Origin of the sequence: Massilia norwichensis, from assembly GCF_024753245.1 — a bacterium.
GTDB lineage: Bacteria > Pseudomonadota > Gammaproteobacteria > Burkholderiales > Burkholderiaceae_D > Telluria > Telluria norwichensis.
This window is the reverse complement of record NZ_JANUGX010000013.1, coordinates 1-15515: the sequence shown is the minus strand read 5'-3', so window position 1 is coordinate 15515 and position 15515 is coordinate 1. Positions and strand designations below refer to the sequence as shown.

Genomic DNA, 15515 nt, shown 5'->3' with positions numbered 1-15515 from the left:
GATAGGAGAAACGAGCCATGAAACAGATTACCTGCGTAATCAAGCCCTTCAAGCTGGACGAGGTGCGCGAAGCGCTGGCCGAAGTGAACGTCACCGGCCTGACCGTGACCGAGGTCAAGGGCTTCGGCCGTCAGAAAGGCCATACCGAGCTTTACCGCGGTGCCGAATACGTGGTCGATTTTTTGCCAAAGGTAAAAATCGAGGTGGTGGTCGACGACAGCATGACCGAGCAGGTGGTGGACGCCATCATCAAGGCCGCGCGCACCGGCAAGATCGGCGACGGCAAGATCTTCGTGCAGGAAGTCGAGCAGGTGATCCGTATCCGCACCGGCGAGACCGGCCCTGACGCGGTCTGAATCTGCTTGTCCTGCGCGCCGGCCTCATGTTACATTTGCTTGTTAGATTGTTACATGAGGCCTGGCGCCCTGGCGATGCGTGGATGATTCAAAGCTAAAACATATCCTGGTGGTCGACGACGAAGAGGCCGTCGGCTATGTCTTCGAGCGTTACCTGTCGATCAAGGGCTACCGCGTGTCGGTGGCCTACAGCGGCGAGCAGGCGCTCGATGCCTTTCGGGCAGATGCGCCCGATGTCGTCATCACCGACTACAAGATGCCGGGCATGAACGGCGACGAATTGCTGCGCCGCCTGCGCGCGCTGCAGCCCGGCCTGCCGGCCGTGATGATCTCGGCCAATCCGATCGAGGTCGGCCCGACCCTGGAGCAGGTGCGCTTCTTCCCGAAACCGGTGTCGCTCGAGATCCTGGTCGAGCATCTGGAAACGATGCTCTGAGCGGAAGGGCCGCGCGCCGTCTCCGGCGGCGCGGCGCTACAATGAATGCAGGCCGGATTGCCGGCGCCTTGGTCCCGGAGCGCTTATTTCACACGTTACCAAGAACTTCTCCTCCCTGTTTTCCGGCCACGACTGGACTGGATCGGTGCTGGGCGCGCCCGAGACATGGTCACCGGCCATCCGCACCGTCGTGCGCCTGATGCTCGACTCCAAGCATCCGATGTTCATGGTCTGGGGGCCGGAGCTGGGCATGCTGTACAACGAACCGTACATCGCCTTCTTGCAGGACAAGCACCCGGCTGCGCTGGGCCGGCCCTTCCGCGCCGTGTGGTCCGAACTGTGGGGCCAGCTCGAAGCGCTGATCGAACGCGCGCTGGCCGGCGAATCGATCTTCATCGAGGACATGCCGCTGGTGATGCGGCGGCACGGGCGCGACGAGCAGACCTGGTTCACGTTCTCGTATTCGCCGATCTATGAGGACGACGGCAGCATCGCCGGCCTGGTCGGCGCTGCCACCGACACCACGCGCCGCGTCCTCACCGAACGGCGCCTGGCCTTCCAGCTGCGTATGGCCGACCAGCTGCGCGGCCTGGCCGATCCCTACGAGATCGCGCGCCGCGCCAGCGCCCTGCTGGGCGAGGCGCTGCAGGCCAACCGCGTGCTGTTCGCCGAAATCGAGCTGGACGAGAACGAGGTCGTGTTCCACTCCAACTACACCGACGGCAGCATTCCGGTACTGAAAGGCGTGTTCGCGGTCAGCGATTTCGGCAAGGGCCTGTTCGACCAGCTGAAGCTTGGCCGTACCAGCGTGCATGACGACATCGCCGCGCAGATGGCCGACGAGCCCGAGACGGTGCAGAACTTCCAGACGGTGCAGACGAATGCCGAAATCGGCGTGCCGATTCTGCGCGACGGCAAGCTGCGCAGCATCCTGATCGTCAACCAGCGCGGCGCGCGGGCCTGGGCGCCGCACGAGATCGCGCTGGCGGAAGACGTGGCCGAGCGCACCTGGAACGCGGTCGAACGCGCCCGTGCGGAAAACGCGCTGCGCAGCGCCAACCGCAAGCTGGAAAGCCTGCTCGACGAGCGCACCGCCGAGCGCGACCGCCTATGGATGATCTCGCAAGACATCCTGGCGGTGGCGAACATCGACGGCTACTTCCTGAGCTGCAATCCGGCGATGACGCAGACCCTGGGCTGGCTCGAATCCGAGCTGCAGGTGACGCCCTTCGTGGAGTTCGCGCATCCGGACCAGCTGGACGAACTGAAGGCGGTGCTGTCGCAGCTCGCTGCGGGCAGGCCGATCAACCAGTACGAGATCCGCAGCCGCCACCGCGACGGCAGCTGGCGCTGGCTTTCCTGGACCGTGGTCCCGCAGGGCCGGCTGCTGTACATGGCGGGACGCGACGTGACCGAGGAAAAGGCGCGCCGGGAGGCGCTGCAGCAGGCCGAGGATGCGCTGCGCCAGGCACAGAAGATGGAATCCATCGGCCAGCTCACCGGCGGCCTGGCGCACGACTTCAACAATATGCTGGCCGGCGTGGTCGGCAACCTGCAGCTGGCGCGCTTCCACCTCGACCAGGGCCGCACCGGCAACCTGCGGCGCTATCTCGACGGCGCGGAGGGCGCGGCGCACCGGGCCGCGAGCCTGACCCACCGCCTGCTCGCCTTCGCACGCCGCCAGACCCTGGACCCGCAGCCGACCGACGTCAACAAACTGGTCTCGTCGATGCGAGACCTGATCGCCCGCACCGTGGGCCCCGCGATCGCGGTGCGGCTGGAACTCGGCAGCAGCGAGGGCGTCGTCTGCTGCGACCCGAACCAGCTCGAGAGCGCGCTGCTGAACCTGGCCATCAATGCGCGCGATGCGATGCCCGAGGGCGGCCAGCTGCGCATCCGCACCGAGGATGCGCTGCGCGGCGAGCTGCCCCAGGTGCGCATCTGCGTGATCGACGATGGCGCCGGCATGCCCCCGGATATCGCCGCGCGCGTGTTCGAACCCTTCTTCACCACCAAGCCGATCGGCGAGGGCACCGGCCTGGGCCTGTCGATGGTGTTCGGCTTCGTCAACCAGAGCGGCGGCCAGGTCGGGCTGAAGTCGGCGCCGGGGCAGGGCACCACCGTCAGCATCGAACTGCCGCGCTGCCACGGCAGCGTGGCACCGGACGAGGCACCGCTGCCGCTGGCCGCGCTGCCGCATGCGCGCCGCGCCACGCTGCTGCTGGTGGACGACGAGGAGCCGCTGCGCGCCATCCTCGCCGAGCTGCTGCGCGATGCCGGCCACGAGGTGCTGGAAGCGGCCAACGCCGCGGCGGCGCTGGACCAGGCCGACGGCCGCCGCATCGACGCCCTGATCACGGACGTCGGCCTGCCGGGCGGGATGAACGGGCGCCAGCTGGCCGCCGCCGTGCGCGACCGCCATCCGGGTATCGAGGTGCTGTTCGTGACCGGCTACGCCGAGTCGGCGGTGCTGAACAAGGGCGCGCTGGAGTCCGGCATGCACATCATGACCAAGCCCTTCTCGCTCACCGATTTCTCGGGCCGGGTGGCGCGCATGGTGGCCGCTAGCGCCCCACCTGCACGTTGAATTTCCAGGTCAGCAGGCGCAGGCCGCTGATGAAGAGGGCGCTCGACCACAGCGCGAAATCGTGGGGGACGCCGTACATCCCCATCACCAGGAACAGCCAGTTGCCGACGAAAGCGCAGATCGCATAAGGTTTGCCGTCGCGGAAGACCATCGGCACTTCGTTGCAGACGATGTCGCGCAGGACGCCGCCGAAGATCCCGGTGATCACGCCCATCATCGAGGCGATGAAGAGCGGCATCTGCGCATCCAGCGCCGAGGCCACGCCGGCCACCGAGAACAGGCCCAGTCCGACCGCGTCGGCGATCACGATCAGGCGCTCGGACACGATGTGGCGCAGGGTCTTCATCAGCGGCGACGCCACCATGGCCAGCACGAAGATCAGGATCGCGTATTCCTCGTGCGCGACCCAGAACAGCGGGCGCCGGTCGAGCAGGATGTCGCGCAGGGTACCGCCGCCGAACGCGGCGATGAAGGCGACGGTGAACACGCCGACCAGGTCCATGCGCTTGCGGCGCGCCTCGATGAAGCCCGAGAAGGCGCCGACCAGGATCGCCATGATTTCGATGAAGCGGATGAGGGTCATGCGGCTGCTGGTGGTCTAGGCCAGCGGCAGCCGCACGGTGAAGACGACCTGGCCGCAGCCCGCGGTACCGGGCGCCGCGTCTTCATGGCGGTAGGCGATCTCGCCCCGATGCTCGCGCACGATCTGCTGGGCGATGTACAGGCCCAGGCCCATGCCGGTGCGGTTGCGCGGATTGTTCAGCGAGCTGCGCTTGAACGGATTGAACAGGCCGGACTCGACCTCGTGCGGGATCGCCGCGCCGGCGTTGACGATGCTGACGCAGGCCGCGCCATCTTCCGTCCACAGGCGCGTCGCGATCGGATGGTTCGGCACGCCGTGGTGGCGCGCATTGCTCAGCAGGTTGGACAGCACCTGGCCGAGACGGCCGCTGTCCGCCATCACCATGGCCGCGCCATCGATCCGCAGTTGGTAGTCGATGGTCGGGTAGGCCAGGCGCGCTTCCTCGACCATGTCCTCGACCAGGGCCGCCAGGTCGACCGCTTCCAGGGTCACGCCCAGCGCCAGGCCGCGGTCGATGCGGCTCATGTCCAGCACCTGGCCGATCATGCGCTGCATGCGGTTGCTGGACGACTGGATGCGCCGGCCCAGGGTCGTGCTCTTGTCGCTGGCATCGGTCTTTTCCAGCACCATGCCGGCCATGTTGATCGAGTGCAGCGGGTCGCGCAGGTCGTGGCCCAGCATCGCCAGCAGCTGGGCGCGGGTCGACTCGAGCTGGGCGCGGCGCGCGTTCGAAACCCGCGCCAGTTCGCCGAGGGTCATGCGGGCGTGCGTCAGCACTCCGTCTTCCCATGCATGGGCGCAGCCGATCACGGTCTCGATCCAGGCCTCGAAGGAACCGCGCGGGGTCAGGCGTTCGCCGAGGGGGCCGAACCGGGTGCTTTTGTCCGGCTTGCCGCCCCAGGCCACCTGCTCGATCTGCTCCGGGCGCAGCAGCAGGCACCAGCCGTTGCTGGGCGGGTCGAAGGGCAGGGCCAGAACGCCGACCCACTTGCCCAGGCCTGTGCGGACTTCCTGGGGCCAGTCGTGCAGGCATTCGCGCACCACCAGGTCGTGCGCGTCCTGCGGCAGCGCCGCCACGATCTTCTCGGCGCAGGCCAGGTCGATGCCGCGGCAGACCACACGGCCGGACTGGGTCGCGACCATGGCCTGGGCGCGCGCCGCTTCCATCATGCCGTCGGCGTGCGCCATCAGCGCTTCGATCGGGTCTTCTTCCAGCAGCAGCGATTCGACCAGGCTGGTGCGCACCTTGGCGGCGCGTTCGACCAGGTCGGCTTCCTCGCGCGATTCCAGGCCCTGGACCGTGGAGGCGATGACCTGGGCCAGCACGTCGGCCGCCATGCGGATCGAGTAGGGCACGCGTTTCGGGCCCATGTGGTGGCAGGCGATCAGGCCCCACAGGCGGCCGTTGATGACGATCGACACGCTCATCGAAGCGCCGACGCCCATGTTCTGCAAATACTCGACGTGGATCGGCGAGGTGCTGCGCAGCACCGCGAAGCTCAGGTCGAGCGGCGCGCTGCCCTCGGGCCCGAGCAGCGGCACGGCATGGTAGGTGACGTCGGCGATATTGCGCAGGGTGTTCAGCGTGTACAGGCGGCGCGCCTGCGGCGGGATGTCGCCGGCCGGATAGCGCTGGCCCAGGAAGGGCACCATATCCTCGCGGCGCGCTTCGGCCACCACGTCGCCGCTGTCGTCGGGGCGGAAGCGGTAGGCCATCACACGGTCGAAGCCGGTGAATTCGCGGACCTGGCGCACGGCGGTCTCGAGCAGGGACTGGACGGTCTTCTGGCGGCGCAGGCGGTCGATCGAACTGTGCGCCTTGATGGCGAACTGGGCGACGGTGTCGGTGGCGACTTCGCGCGCCTCGAATTCGGCGATCACGCGGCCGCGGTGAGCGTGCACCACGCAGTCGTATTCGGCCGCGCCGACCATGATGGCGGTGACTATGGGCGCGGTGTCGCCCTCGCTCATGTTGTCCAGGCATTCCTGGATCAGTTCGGCTACGGCGGGGCTCAGGCCGAGCGCATCGAAGGGGGTGCCAAGTTCGAGCGGGATGGCGAGCGCGGCGGGTGCGTTTTCGCTCCAGCCTTCGACCTCGCCGGCGGCGGTGAAGAAGATCAGCGCTCCATGCGGCTGGATCAGGCCCGGTACGTGGATCGGTTCATCTGCGCAATTAAGCAGGTCGACACGCAGCGGGGCGCCCATCGGCACAGGGGTACTGGACTTCAATTCGCGTCATCCATTCTCATGCAGGAACCACGGCGGTTCCGCTCAGCATGCATATTACAGGTTTCGACGCCTTGCCGCAGGGCGTTTGGCCCTTATTCGTCCGCCAGCGCCGGGCGCAGCAGGACGATCAGCGCGCCGTGTCCGCCGTCGGTGCGGTTGGCCACGCAAAAGGCGACCGTCTCGGTCGTTTGCACCAGCCAGCTGTGCACCATGCCGCGCAGGACCGGTTCGCCGCCCGCCGAGCCATAGCCGACGCCGTGGATGATGCGCACGCAGCGTACGCCGTTCTTGCTCGAGCGGCGCAGAAAGGCGTCGACCATGCGCCGCGCCAGGTCGCGCGTGTAGCCGTGCAGGTCGAGTTCGTCCTCGACCTGCCAGTGGCGCTTGCGCAGCTTCTTGACGACGTCCGGGCCGACGCCGGGCGCCGACCAGCTCAGGGTCGGGTCTTCGTCGAGCAGGCCTTCGACGTCGAACTGGTCGGACAGCATGGATTCCTTGAGCACCGCGGCGATTTCTTCCTCGTCGGTGCGGAACTGCGGGGCACGCTGGCCGGTGGCCAGGGCGCGCAGCTCGGCTTCCTGGGCCGGACGCCAGACGTAGCGGTCCGACTCCGGCATCGGCGTGACATCCTTGACCGCGGCGCGGAACTCGACCGCACGCTCGCGTTCGATGCGTTCGCGCCGCTCGCGCACGGCTTTTTCGATGGCGCGCTGGCGCTGGTCTTCCTTGAGCTGGTCGCGCAAGGATTTCAAGTCCGAGAAGTCTTTCAAGCCCGCCATATCGTCCGTCGTTCCCGCGCAATATTGAAACGTCGTTCCCGCGCAGGCGGGAACCCAAGTTAATTGCAGTTTACTCCAGCGCTTCCAGATAACGCTGCGCATCCAGCGCCGCCATGCAGCCCGAACCCGACGAGGTGATCGCCTGGCGGTACACGTGGTCCTGCACGTCGCCGGCCGCGAACACGCCTTCGACGCTGGTCGCGGTGGCCATGCCTTCGGTGCCGCTGCGGGTCTTGATGTAGCCGTTGTGCATTTCCAGCTGGCCGTCGAAGATGCCGGTGTTCGGCTTGTGGCCGATCGCCACGAACAGGCCGTGCACCTTGACGTCCTTGGTGGCGTCGCTGTCGCTCGCTTTCAGGCGCAGGCCGGTCACGCCGCTGGCGTCGCCCAGCACTTCGTCCAGGGTCTGGTTCAGTTCCAGCACGATCTTGCCTTCCTCGACCTTGTGCATCAGGCGGTCGACCAGGATCGGCTCGGCGCGGAACTTGTCGCGGCGGTGGATCAGCGTGACCTTGCTGGCAATGTTGGACAAGTACAACGCTTCCTCGACCGCGGTATTGCCGCCGCCGATCACCGCCACTTCCTGGTTGCGGTAGAAGAAACCGTCGCAGGTGGCGCAGGCCGACACGCCCTTGCCCATGAATTCCTGCTCGCTCGGCAGGCCCAGGTACTGGGCCGAGGCACCGGTCGCGATGATCAGGGCGTCGCAGGTGAACTCGTGCGAATCGCCGACCAGGCGGATCGGCTTCTCGTTCAGGTAGGTCGTGTGGATGTGGTCGAACACGATCTCCGTATTGAAGCGCTCGGCGTGCTGCAGCAGGCGCTGCATCAGTTCCGGACCCTGGACGCCCAGCGGGTCGCCCGGCCAGTTCTCGACGTCGGTCGTGGTCATCAGCTGGCCGCCCTGTTCGACGCCCGTTACCAGCATCGGATTCAGGTTGGCGCGCGCGGCGTAGACGGCGGCGCTATAGCCGGCGGGGCCGGAACCGAGGATCAGGACTTTGGCGTGTTTGCGAGTGGTCATTGCAGGAATTCGTCTTATTGGTAAGGGAAAGGAAGTGGGGTTGGGACGCCACTTTCTCAAGGGGATGTGTGGCGCACATTATAGTCGATGATGCACGCGAGCATGAATCATGGGGCCACTGGGCAATATATCGCTTAGAATGGTTAATCTTGGTAAGTCTTACATAGCAGCATCGGTTTCAATCAGCATGAGCAAGAATAGTCAATCGACAACGTCGACCTACACCCGCAAGCCCGCACCGCCGCGGCAGCCGATGCCGAACCGGCTGGTTCGCCTGCTGTCCGAGGCGCGCTGGCTGGCCACGGCCGTGGCCCTGCTGTACTTTGTGCTGATATTACTCAGCTACAACAAGGCCGATCCGGGCTGGTCGCACGAGGCGGCCGTGCCGCACGTCATGAACCTGGGCGGCCGCGCCGGCGCCTGGCTGGCCGACCTGCTGCTGTTCATTTTCGGCTTTTCCGCCTGGTGGCTGTGCGTCTGCTTCGCGCGCGCCGTGTGGAAGGGCTACCGCCGCCTGCACAAGCGTTTCGTGATCGAGACCGCCGAGCCCGAGCCCGAGGAGCACCAGGGCGAGGCGGTGATCCGCTGGATCGGCTTCGCCCTGATGTTCGCCGGCAGCGTCAGCCTTGAATACCTGCGCATTCGCTGGCTGAAGGTCGAGCTGCCGCGCGATCCTGGCGGCGTGCTGGGCCAGGTGATCGGTTACCCGGCCTACACCGCATTCGGCATGACCGGCGCGACCTTGCTGCTGCTGCTGGTCTTCGGCCTCGGCTTTTCCTGGTATTTCCAGGTGTCGTGGCTGGCCGTCGCCGAGCGCATCGGCGAGGCGATCGAATCCTGCGTCGACTGGTTCCGCCTGCGCCTGGAAGACCGCGAAGACCGCCGCCACGGCGAAGTCGCGGCCAGCCGCCGCGACGAGGTCGTGGTGACCGAGCGCGCCAAATACGTCGAGAAGCATGCGCCGGCACCGGCTGCGAAGGCCGAGCCGCGCATGGACGAGGACGCCGAGGAGGGCAGCGCCGCCCCGGCCCCGGGCTTCCTGTCGAAAGTGATGTCCAAGGTCGGCAAGGCCAAGGCGGACAAGCTCGACAAGGCCGAGCCGCAGATCGACGCCAGGCCGGCGCCGCGCGCCGAGCCGATGCTGGGCGGGGAGTTCGACGAGACCATCGACGAGGATGGCGTGGTGACGCCGCGCGCCCCGGCCCCGGCCCCGGCTGCCGCGCGCGAAGCGGCGCCCGCACCGGCTGCCGCCAGCGCCGCCGCCAGCGCCCCGGCCCCGATCAAGATCGAGCCGCAGGTGGTCAGCGTGCCGCGTTCCGAGCGCGCCGAGAAGGAAAGGCAGAACAAGCTGTTCGACGGCATGCCCGGCGATTCGCCGCTGCCGCCGCTGAGCCTGCTGGACGACGCGCCGCCGGCCCAGGAATCGGTCGCCGTCGAGACCCTGGAATTCACCAGTCGCCTGATCGAGAAGAAGCTGTCAGACTTCGGCGTCGAAGCCAAGGTCGTGGCGGCCTATCCGGGCCCGGTCGTGACCCGTTACGAAATCGAGCCGGCCACCGGCGTGAAGGGCAGCCAGATCGTCAACCTGGCGCGCGACCTGGCGCGTTCGCTGTCGCTGACCTCGATCCGCGTGGTCGAGACCATCCCCGGCAAGAACTACATGGCGCTCGAGCTGCCGAATCCGAAGCGCCAGATCGTGCGCCTGACCGAGATCGTCGGTTCGAAAGTGTATGGCGACAGCCCGTCCAGCCTGACCGTCGCGCTGGGCAAGGACATCGCCGGCAAGCCGGTGATCGCCGACCTCGCCAAGATGCCGCACCTGCTGGTGGCGGGTACCACCGGCTCCGGCAAGTCGGTCGGCATCAACGCCACCATCCTGTCGCTGCTCTATAAATCCGACCCGGACGACGTGCGCCTGATCCTGATCGACCCGAAGATGCTGGAAATGTCGGTGTACGAAGGCATTCCGCACCTGCTGGCGCCGGTCGTGACCGACATGCGCCAGGCCGGCCATGCGCTGAACTGGGCGGTGAACGAGATGGAGCGCCGCTACAAGCTGATGTCGAAGCTGGGCGTGCGTAACCTGGCCGGTTATAACAGCAAGATCCTGGAGGCGGCCAAGCGCGAAGAGCACATCCCGAACCCGTTCTCGATCGTGCCGGACAATCCCGAGCCGCTCGAGAAGCTGCCGACCATCGTCATCATCATCGACGAGCTGGCCGACCTGATGATGGTGGTCGGCAAGAAGGTCGAGGAACTGATCGCCCGTATCGCGCAGAAGGCGCGTGCGGCCGGCATCCACCTGATCCTGGCGACCCAGCGTCCGTCGGTGGACGTGATCACGGGCCTGATCAAGGCGAACATCCCGACTCGTATCGCGTTCCAGGTGAGCTCGAAGATCGACTCGCGCACCATTCTCGACCAGATGGGCGCGGAAACCCTGCTGGGCATGGGCGACATGCTGTACATGCCGCCGGGTACCGGCCTGCCGGTCCGCGTGCACGGCGCCTTCGTCTCGGACGACGAAGTGCATCGAGTTGTAAAACATCTGCAATCGACAGGCGAACCGAATTACATTGAGGGCATCCTCGAAGGCGGCACGCTCGAAGATGGCGGCGGCGAAGGCGCGGCGGCGGGCGAGGGCGGCGGCGAAGCCGATGCCCTGTACGACCAGGCCGTGCAGGTCGTGCTGAAGAACCGCAAGGCCTCGATCTCGCTGGTGCAGCGCCACCTGCGCATCGGCTACAACCGCGCCGCGCGCCTGATCGAACAGATGGAGCAGAGCGGCCTGGTGTCGCCGATGCAGTCGAACGGCAACCGCGACATTCTGGTGCCGGCGACCAGCGCCGAGTAAGCGCCGATCGTGGGCGGAGGCCGCCCACCCTACGGTAGGGTGGGCACCCCGTGCCCACGCCTGGCCGCCTTCATGACCAAATAAGAAAAGGACGAAATCATGACCATGAAGCTGAACCTCACCCTGGCCGGCCTGCTGGCCGCCACCACCTTCGCCCTGAGCGGTACCGCATCCGCCAGCGCCCTCGACCAGTTCAAGACCTTCGTTTCCGGCACCAAGGCCGCGCGCGGCGAATTCACGCAAACCCAGCTGCGCAGCAGGCAGGGCGCCGGCAAGGCCCAGCCGGCATCGAGCGGCAGCTTCGTGTTCGCCCGCCCCGGCAAATTCATCTGGACCTACCACAAGCCCTACGAGCAGGTGCTGCAGGCCGACGGCGAGACCCTCTACGTCTACGACAAGGACCTGAACCAGGTCACCACGCGCAAGCTCGGCAACGCCCTGGGCAGCTCGCCGGCCGCGATCCTGTTCGGCAGTAACGACCTCGAAAAGAACTTCACGCTGGCCGAAGCGGGCGCGCGCGACGGCCTGGAATGGCTGACCGCGACCCCGAAAGCCAAGGACACGACCTTCGAGCAGATCGGCATCGGCCTGAAGGACGGCGTGCCGCAGGCGATGGAACTGAAGGATTCGTTCGGCCAGACCTCGGTGCTGAAGTTCACCAACTTCCAGCGCAATCCGCAGCTGGGCGCCCAGCAGTTCAAGTTCGAGGTCCCGAAAGGGGCGGAAGTGGTCAGCCAGTGAAAACCGGCCTGGGCGCGCTGGCGCTGACGGCGCTTGCCGCCCTGGCCGTGCAAACGCGGGCAGACGCGGCCTCGCCCGCATCCGTGCCCGCGCTGTCCCCCGAATCCTGCGTCCGCCCGGCCTACCCGCGCGAGGCCATCCGCTACGAACTCGAAGGCATCACCACGCTGCGCTTCCGCCTGGCGCCCGACGGCCGCGTCGCCGATGTCCAGGTGGCGAAATCGAGCGGCTGGGCGATGCTCGACGAGGCCGTGGTCCAATCTCTCCAGGCCTGCCGCTTCACGCCCGCGCAGGCGGCCAAGGCCGGCGGCGCGGCGCTGCCGGTGCAGTACGTCTGGAGCCTGGACGGCGAACACGCGCTGCGTCCGCACCTGGTGCCGGGCAGTTGTCCCGCCAGCGGCCGCTTCGCCGGCTTCCAACCTTACGACAACCGGCCCAGCGGCGCGGACGGGGTCAAGGTGCGCCTGCTGGTCGACCCCAACGGGCAGGCGCGCGGCGTGAAGCCGGAAGGCGCGACGCTGGCACCGGCCGTCGCCGACGCGCTGGCGGCCTATGTGGCAAGCTGCCGCTTCGGCTTCGATCCGGCGCTCAAGGGCGAGCGCACCGATACCGCCTACGGCCGGGTGCTGCTGCGCTGAGTACGCGCCTGGCGTCCGTTCGGCTACACTGGCGGCATGGACAACCACGACTTATTCAAGACCGAACCCGCGGCGCCGCTGGCCGAAGCGCTGCGGCCCAAGACCATCGCCGAGGTGATCGGCCAGAGCCACCTGCTGGGACCGGGTAAACCGCTGAACCTGGTGTTCCAGTCGGGCCGGCCGCACTCGATGATCCTGTGGGGTCCGCCGGGCGTCGGCAAGACCACGCTGGCGCGCCTGACCGCGAATGCCTTCGACTGCGAATTCATCGCGCTGTCGGCGGTGCTGTCCGGCGTGAAGGACATCCGCGCCTCGATCGAGCAGGCCGAGCACTTCCTGGCCGGCGGCAAGCACACCATCCTCTTCATCGACGAGATCCACCGCTTCAACAAGTCGCAGCAGGACGCCTTGCTGCCCTTCGTCGAAAGCGGGCTGGTGACGCTGATCGGCGCGACCACCGAGAACCCGTCCTTCGAAGTCAACTCGGCGCTGCTGTCGCGCTCCCAGGTCTACGTGCTCAAAGCGCTGAACGACGAGGAGATGCGCCAGCTGCTCAAGCGCGCCCAGGAGCGCGTGCTGCAGAACCTGCAGTTCGACGAGGTCGCGGTCGATACCCTGGTCGGCTACGCGGACGGCGATGCCCGCCGCTTCCTGAACCTGCTCGAGCAGACCAAGACCTCGGCCGATACCGCCGGCGTCACCCAGATCACGCGCGAGTTCGTCGAGAACGCGCTGACCCTGAACGCACGCCGCTTCGACAAGGGTGGCGACAACTTCTACGACCAGATCTCGGCCCTGCATAAGTCGGTGCGCGGCTCGCATCCGGACGCGGCGCTGTACTGGCTGTGCCGCATGCTCGACGGCGGCGCCGACGCCAAGTACCTGTCGCGCCGCATCGTGCGCATGGCCTGGGAAGACATCGGCATCGCCGACCCGCGCGCGATCCAGCTCGCCAATGACGCCGCCGCGACCTACGAGCGCCTCGGTTCGCCGGAAGGCGAGCTGGCGCTGGGTCAGGCCGTGATCTACCTGGCGATCGCGGCCAAGAGCAATGCCGGCTACAACGCCTTCAACGCGGCCATGGCCTTCGTGAAGAAGGACAAGTCGCGCGAGGTCCCGGTCCACCTGCGCAACGCGCCGACCAAGCTGATGAAGGAACTCGGCTACGGCCACGCCTACCGCTACGCCCACGACGAGCCGAACGCCTATGCGGCCGGCGAGACCTATCTGCCGGACGGCATGCCGGAGCCTGGCTGGTACCAGCCGGTGCCGCGCGGGATCGAGGCGAAGATCGCCGAGAAGCTGGCCTGGCTGCGCAGCCTGGACGAGGATGCGCGCAGTGGAGGACAGGACGAGTAGGGCAGGGCGAACAAGGCCCCAGACCCGCTTTTTCGCAGTTCATTCCGTGTTTTGGGCACTCCGTCGCAAGTCGATGGAGGTCCCGGGTTCGAATCGGTAAAGTTCAACCATACCGAAGCACTTAACAGACAACCGAACCCGAAGGAGAACATCATGAAACTGCGTCAAAACCTCGAAGCCGCCTTCATCGTCGCTGCCGTCGTGGCCAACTTCGCGAGCTATGCCATGGCCTCGGCCCAGGCCCCGGACGTGGTCCGCGCCGCTCCGGCTGCGGTCGTTGCCAACACCGCGGTCAACCCGAACGTGCCGACCGTCGTGATCAAGGCGCACCGCCTGAGCGCCGTCGAGAAGGCAGCCCTGAACTGATTCGATGAAAGGCCGGTGAATCTGGCGGACCTGGAGCCTGTCGGCTTGGTACAATTGCGCATTCGATAAAACCAAGCGCAACCACCGACAATGATTGACATCCAACTTCTCCGCAAAGACATCGACAATGTCGCCGCCCGCCTGGCGACCCGCAAGTTCCAGCTCGACGTCGCCGGCTTCAACGCCATCGAAGCCGAGCGCAAGGCGATCCAGACGCGCACCGAAGAGCTGCAGGGCAAGCGCAACAGCCTGTCCAAGCAGATCGGCATGCTGAAGGGCAAAGGCGAAGACACCAGCGCCGTGATGGCGGAAGTGGCCGGCATCGGCGACGAACTCAAGGCCAACGAAGTGGCCCTCGCCCAGGTGCAGGAGAAGATGGCGCGCTTCATGGAAGCGATCCCGAACCTGCCGCACGAGTCCGTACCGGTCGGCCAGGACGAGACCGGCAACGTCGAAGTGCGCAAGGTTGGCACGCCGCCGCAGTTCGATTTCGAGGTCAAGGACCACGTCGACATCGGCGGCCCGCTGGGCCTGGACTTCGACACCGCGACCAAGCTGACCGGCTCGCGCTTCTCGGTCATGAAGGGCGGCATCGCCCGTCTGCACCGCGCGCTGGCCCAGTTCATGCTGGACACCCACACCGGCCAGCACGGCTACACCGAGTGCTACACCCCGTACATGGTCAACGCCGATTCGCTGCGCGGCACCGGCCAGCTGCCGAAATTCGAGGAAGACCTGTTCGCGGTGAAGAAGGGCGGCGTCGAAGGCGAAGGCGAGACCTTCTACCTGATCCCGACCTCGGAAGTCTCGCTGACCAACATGGTGCGCGACGAGATCGTGGCGCTGGACCAGCTGCCGATCAAGATCACCGCCCACACCCCGTGCTTCCGCTCGGAAGCGGGCAGCTACGGCCGCGACACCCGCGGCATGATCCGCCAGCACCAGTTCGACAAGGTCGAGCTCGTGCAGATCGCGCATCCGGAAAAGTCGTACGAAGCGCTGGAAGAAATGGTCGGCCAGGCCGAGTTCATCCTGAAGAGCCTGGGCCTGCCGTACCGCGTGATGTCGCTGTGCACCGGCGACATGGGCTTTGGCGCCGCCAAGACCTACGACCTGGAAGTCTGGCTGCCGGCGCAGAACACCTACCGCGAGATCTCCTCGCTGTCGAACACCGAAGCCTTCCAGGCCCGCCGCATGCAGGCCCGGTTCCGCAATGCCCAGAACAAGCCGGAAATGGTCCACACCCTGAACGGTTCGGGCCTGGCAGTCGGCCGCACGCTGGTTGCCGTGCTGGAGAACTACCAGCAGGCGGACGGCAGCGTGGTCGTTCCGGAAGTGCTGCGTCCGTACATGGGCGGTCTCGAGCGCCTGACCCCGTCCGCTTAAATAGCTCTTCCGTTTTCGCAAGAGGCTGCTATAATGTGGCCTCTCGCGAATACAGCGACCGGTTACCAGGAGAGGTGGCAGAGTGGTCGAATGTACCTGACTCGAAATCAGGCGTACGGGTGACCGTACCGTGGGTTCGAATCCCACCCTCTCCGCCAAATAAGAAAAGGGCTCCCG

The 15515-nt window shown here is 66.6% G+C and carries 13 protein-coding genes and 1 tRNA gene; 10 read left to right on the top strand and 4 right to left on the bottom strand.

What is annotated here, in order from left to right; translation table 11 throughout:
- Positions 1-17: 17 nt before the first annotated feature.
- The 3 genes from NX782_RS12320 to NX782_RS12310 all read left to right on the top strand — a co-directional run bounded on the left by NX782_RS12320 (position 18) and on the right by NX782_RS12310 (position 3379).
- Positions 18-356 carry a P-II family nitrogen regulator gene (locus NX782_RS12320; RefSeq protein WP_258845765.1) on the top strand — a complete coding sequence of 113 codons (339 nt, stop codon included), beginning with the start codon at positions 18-20 and terminating at the stop codon, positions 354-356.
- Positions 357-435: 79 nt separating this feature from the next.
- Entirely contained in the window at positions 436-792 is a 357-nt protein-coding gene (locus NX782_RS12315) for a response regulator (protein ID WP_258845764.1), read from the top strand.
- A gap of 145 nt (positions 793-937) precedes the next feature.
- A complete protein-coding gene (locus NX782_RS12310; protein WP_258845763.1) occupies positions 938-3379 on the top strand; it encodes an ATP-binding protein in 2442 nt (813 codons plus the stop codon).
- Here the strand turns inward: NX782_RS12310 and NX782_RS12305 are convergent.
- The 4 genes from NX782_RS12305 to trxB form a co-directional block, all read right to left on the bottom strand.
- Positions 3357-3962, bottom strand: coding sequence for a trimeric intracellular cation channel family protein (locus NX782_RS12305; RefSeq protein ID WP_258845762.1), 606 nt, complete (start codon positions 3960-3962; stop codon positions 3357-3359). The genes NX782_RS12310 and NX782_RS12305 overlap by 23 nt on opposite strands.
- A gap of 15 nt (positions 3963-3977) precedes the next feature.
- Positions 3978-6191: an ATP-binding protein gene (locus NX782_RS12300; protein WP_258845761.1), complete on the bottom strand. Its 2214-nt coding sequence runs from the start codon at positions 6189-6191 to the stop codon at positions 3978-3980.
- A 92-nt stretch (positions 6192-6283) separates the two neighbouring features.
- The gene (locus NX782_RS12295; RefSeq protein ID WP_258845760.1) at positions 6284-6970 is read right to left on the bottom strand and encodes a Smr/MutS family protein; all 687 of its coding nucleotides are present in this window, start codon (positions 6968-6970) and stop codon (positions 6284-6286) included.
- 70 nt (positions 6971-7040) lie between these two features.
- Entirely contained in the window at positions 7041-7994 is a 954-nt protein-coding gene (gene trxB, locus NX782_RS12290; protein ID WP_258845759.1) for a thioredoxin-disulfide reductase, read from the bottom strand.
- Positions 7995-8181: 187 nt separating this feature from the next.
- Between trxB and NX782_RS12285 the strand changes: the two genes are divergently transcribed.
- The 7 genes from NX782_RS12285 (at position 8182) to NX782_RS12255 (ending at position 15496) form a co-directional block, all read left to right on the top strand.
- The gene (locus NX782_RS12285; protein ID WP_258845758.1) at positions 8182-10848 is read left to right on the top strand and encodes a DNA translocase FtsK; all 2667 of its coding nucleotides are present in this window, start codon (positions 8182-8184) and stop codon (positions 10846-10848) included.
- 99 nt (positions 10849-10947) lie between these two features.
- On the top strand, positions 10948-11589 hold the full coding sequence (lolA, locus tag NX782_RS12280; protein ID WP_370661788.1) for an outer membrane lipoprotein chaperone LolA: 642 nt from the start codon (positions 10948-10950) through the stop codon (positions 11587-11589).
- Positions 11586-12227 carry an energy transducer TonB gene (locus tag NX782_RS12275; RefSeq protein ID WP_258845757.1) on the top strand — a complete coding sequence of 214 codons (642 nt, stop codon included), beginning with the start codon at positions 11586-11588 and terminating at the stop codon, positions 12225-12227. The genes lolA and NX782_RS12275 overlap by 4 nt, the downstream gene beginning before the upstream one ends.
- A gap of 36 nt (positions 12228-12263) precedes the next feature.
- Positions 12264-13586 (top strand): replication-associated recombination protein A, encoded by a 1323-nt coding sequence (locus NX782_RS12270; protein WP_258845756.1) that lies wholly within the window; start codon positions 12264-12266, stop codon positions 13584-13586.
- A gap of 153 nt (positions 13587-13739) precedes the next feature.
- Entirely contained in the window at positions 13740-13952 is a 213-nt protein-coding gene (locus NX782_RS12265) for a hypothetical protein (protein ID WP_258845755.1), read from the top strand.
- Between the two features lie 90 nt (positions 13953-14042).
- Complete coding sequence (serS, locus tag NX782_RS12260; protein ID WP_258845754.1) at positions 14043-15338, top strand: serine--tRNA ligase; 1296 nt, start codon at positions 14043-14045, stop codon at positions 15336-15338.
- Positions 15339-15406: 68 nt separating this feature from the next.
- A tRNA-Ser gene (locus NX782_RS12255) sits at positions 15407-15496 on the top strand.
- Positions 15497-15515: the final 19 nt, after the last annotated feature.

What these genes read in the sequence shown, in the direction of transcription:
- NX782_RS12320 (WP_258845765.1), top strand. Translation starts at nt 18, where the DNA reads ATGAAACAGATTACCTGCGTAATCAAGCCCTTCAAGCTGGACGAGGTG.
- NX782_RS12305 (WP_258845762.1), bottom strand. Translation starts at nt 3,962, where the DNA reads ATGACCCTCATCCGCTTCATCGAAATCATGGCGATCCTGGTCGGCGCC.
- NX782_RS12295 (WP_258845760.1), bottom strand. Translation starts at nt 6,970, where the DNA reads ATGGCGGGCTTGAAAGACTTCTCGGACTTGAAATCCTTGCGCGACCAG.
- trxB (WP_258845759.1), bottom strand. Translation starts at nt 7,994, where the DNA reads ATGACCACTCGCAAACACGCCAAAGTCCTGATCCTCGGTTCCGGCCCC.
- NX782_RS12285 (WP_258845758.1), top strand. Translation starts at nt 8,182, where the DNA reads ATGAGCAAGAATAGTCAATCGACAACGTCGACCTACACCCGCAAGCCC.
- lolA (WP_370661788.1), top strand. Translation starts at nt 10,948, where the DNA reads ATGACCATGAAGCTGAACCTCACCCTGGCCGGCCTGCTGGCCGCCACC.
- NX782_RS12270 (WP_258845756.1), top strand. Translation starts at nt 12,264, where the DNA reads ATGGACAACCACGACTTATTCAAGACCGAACCCGCGGCGCCGCTGGCC.
- NX782_RS12265 (WP_258845755.1), top strand. Translation starts at nt 13,740, where the DNA reads ATGAAACTGCGTCAAAACCTCGAAGCCGCCTTCATCGTCGCTGCCGTC.
- serS (WP_258845754.1), top strand. Translation starts at nt 14,043, where the DNA reads ATGATTGACATCCAACTTCTCCGCAAAGACATCGACAATGTCGCCGCC.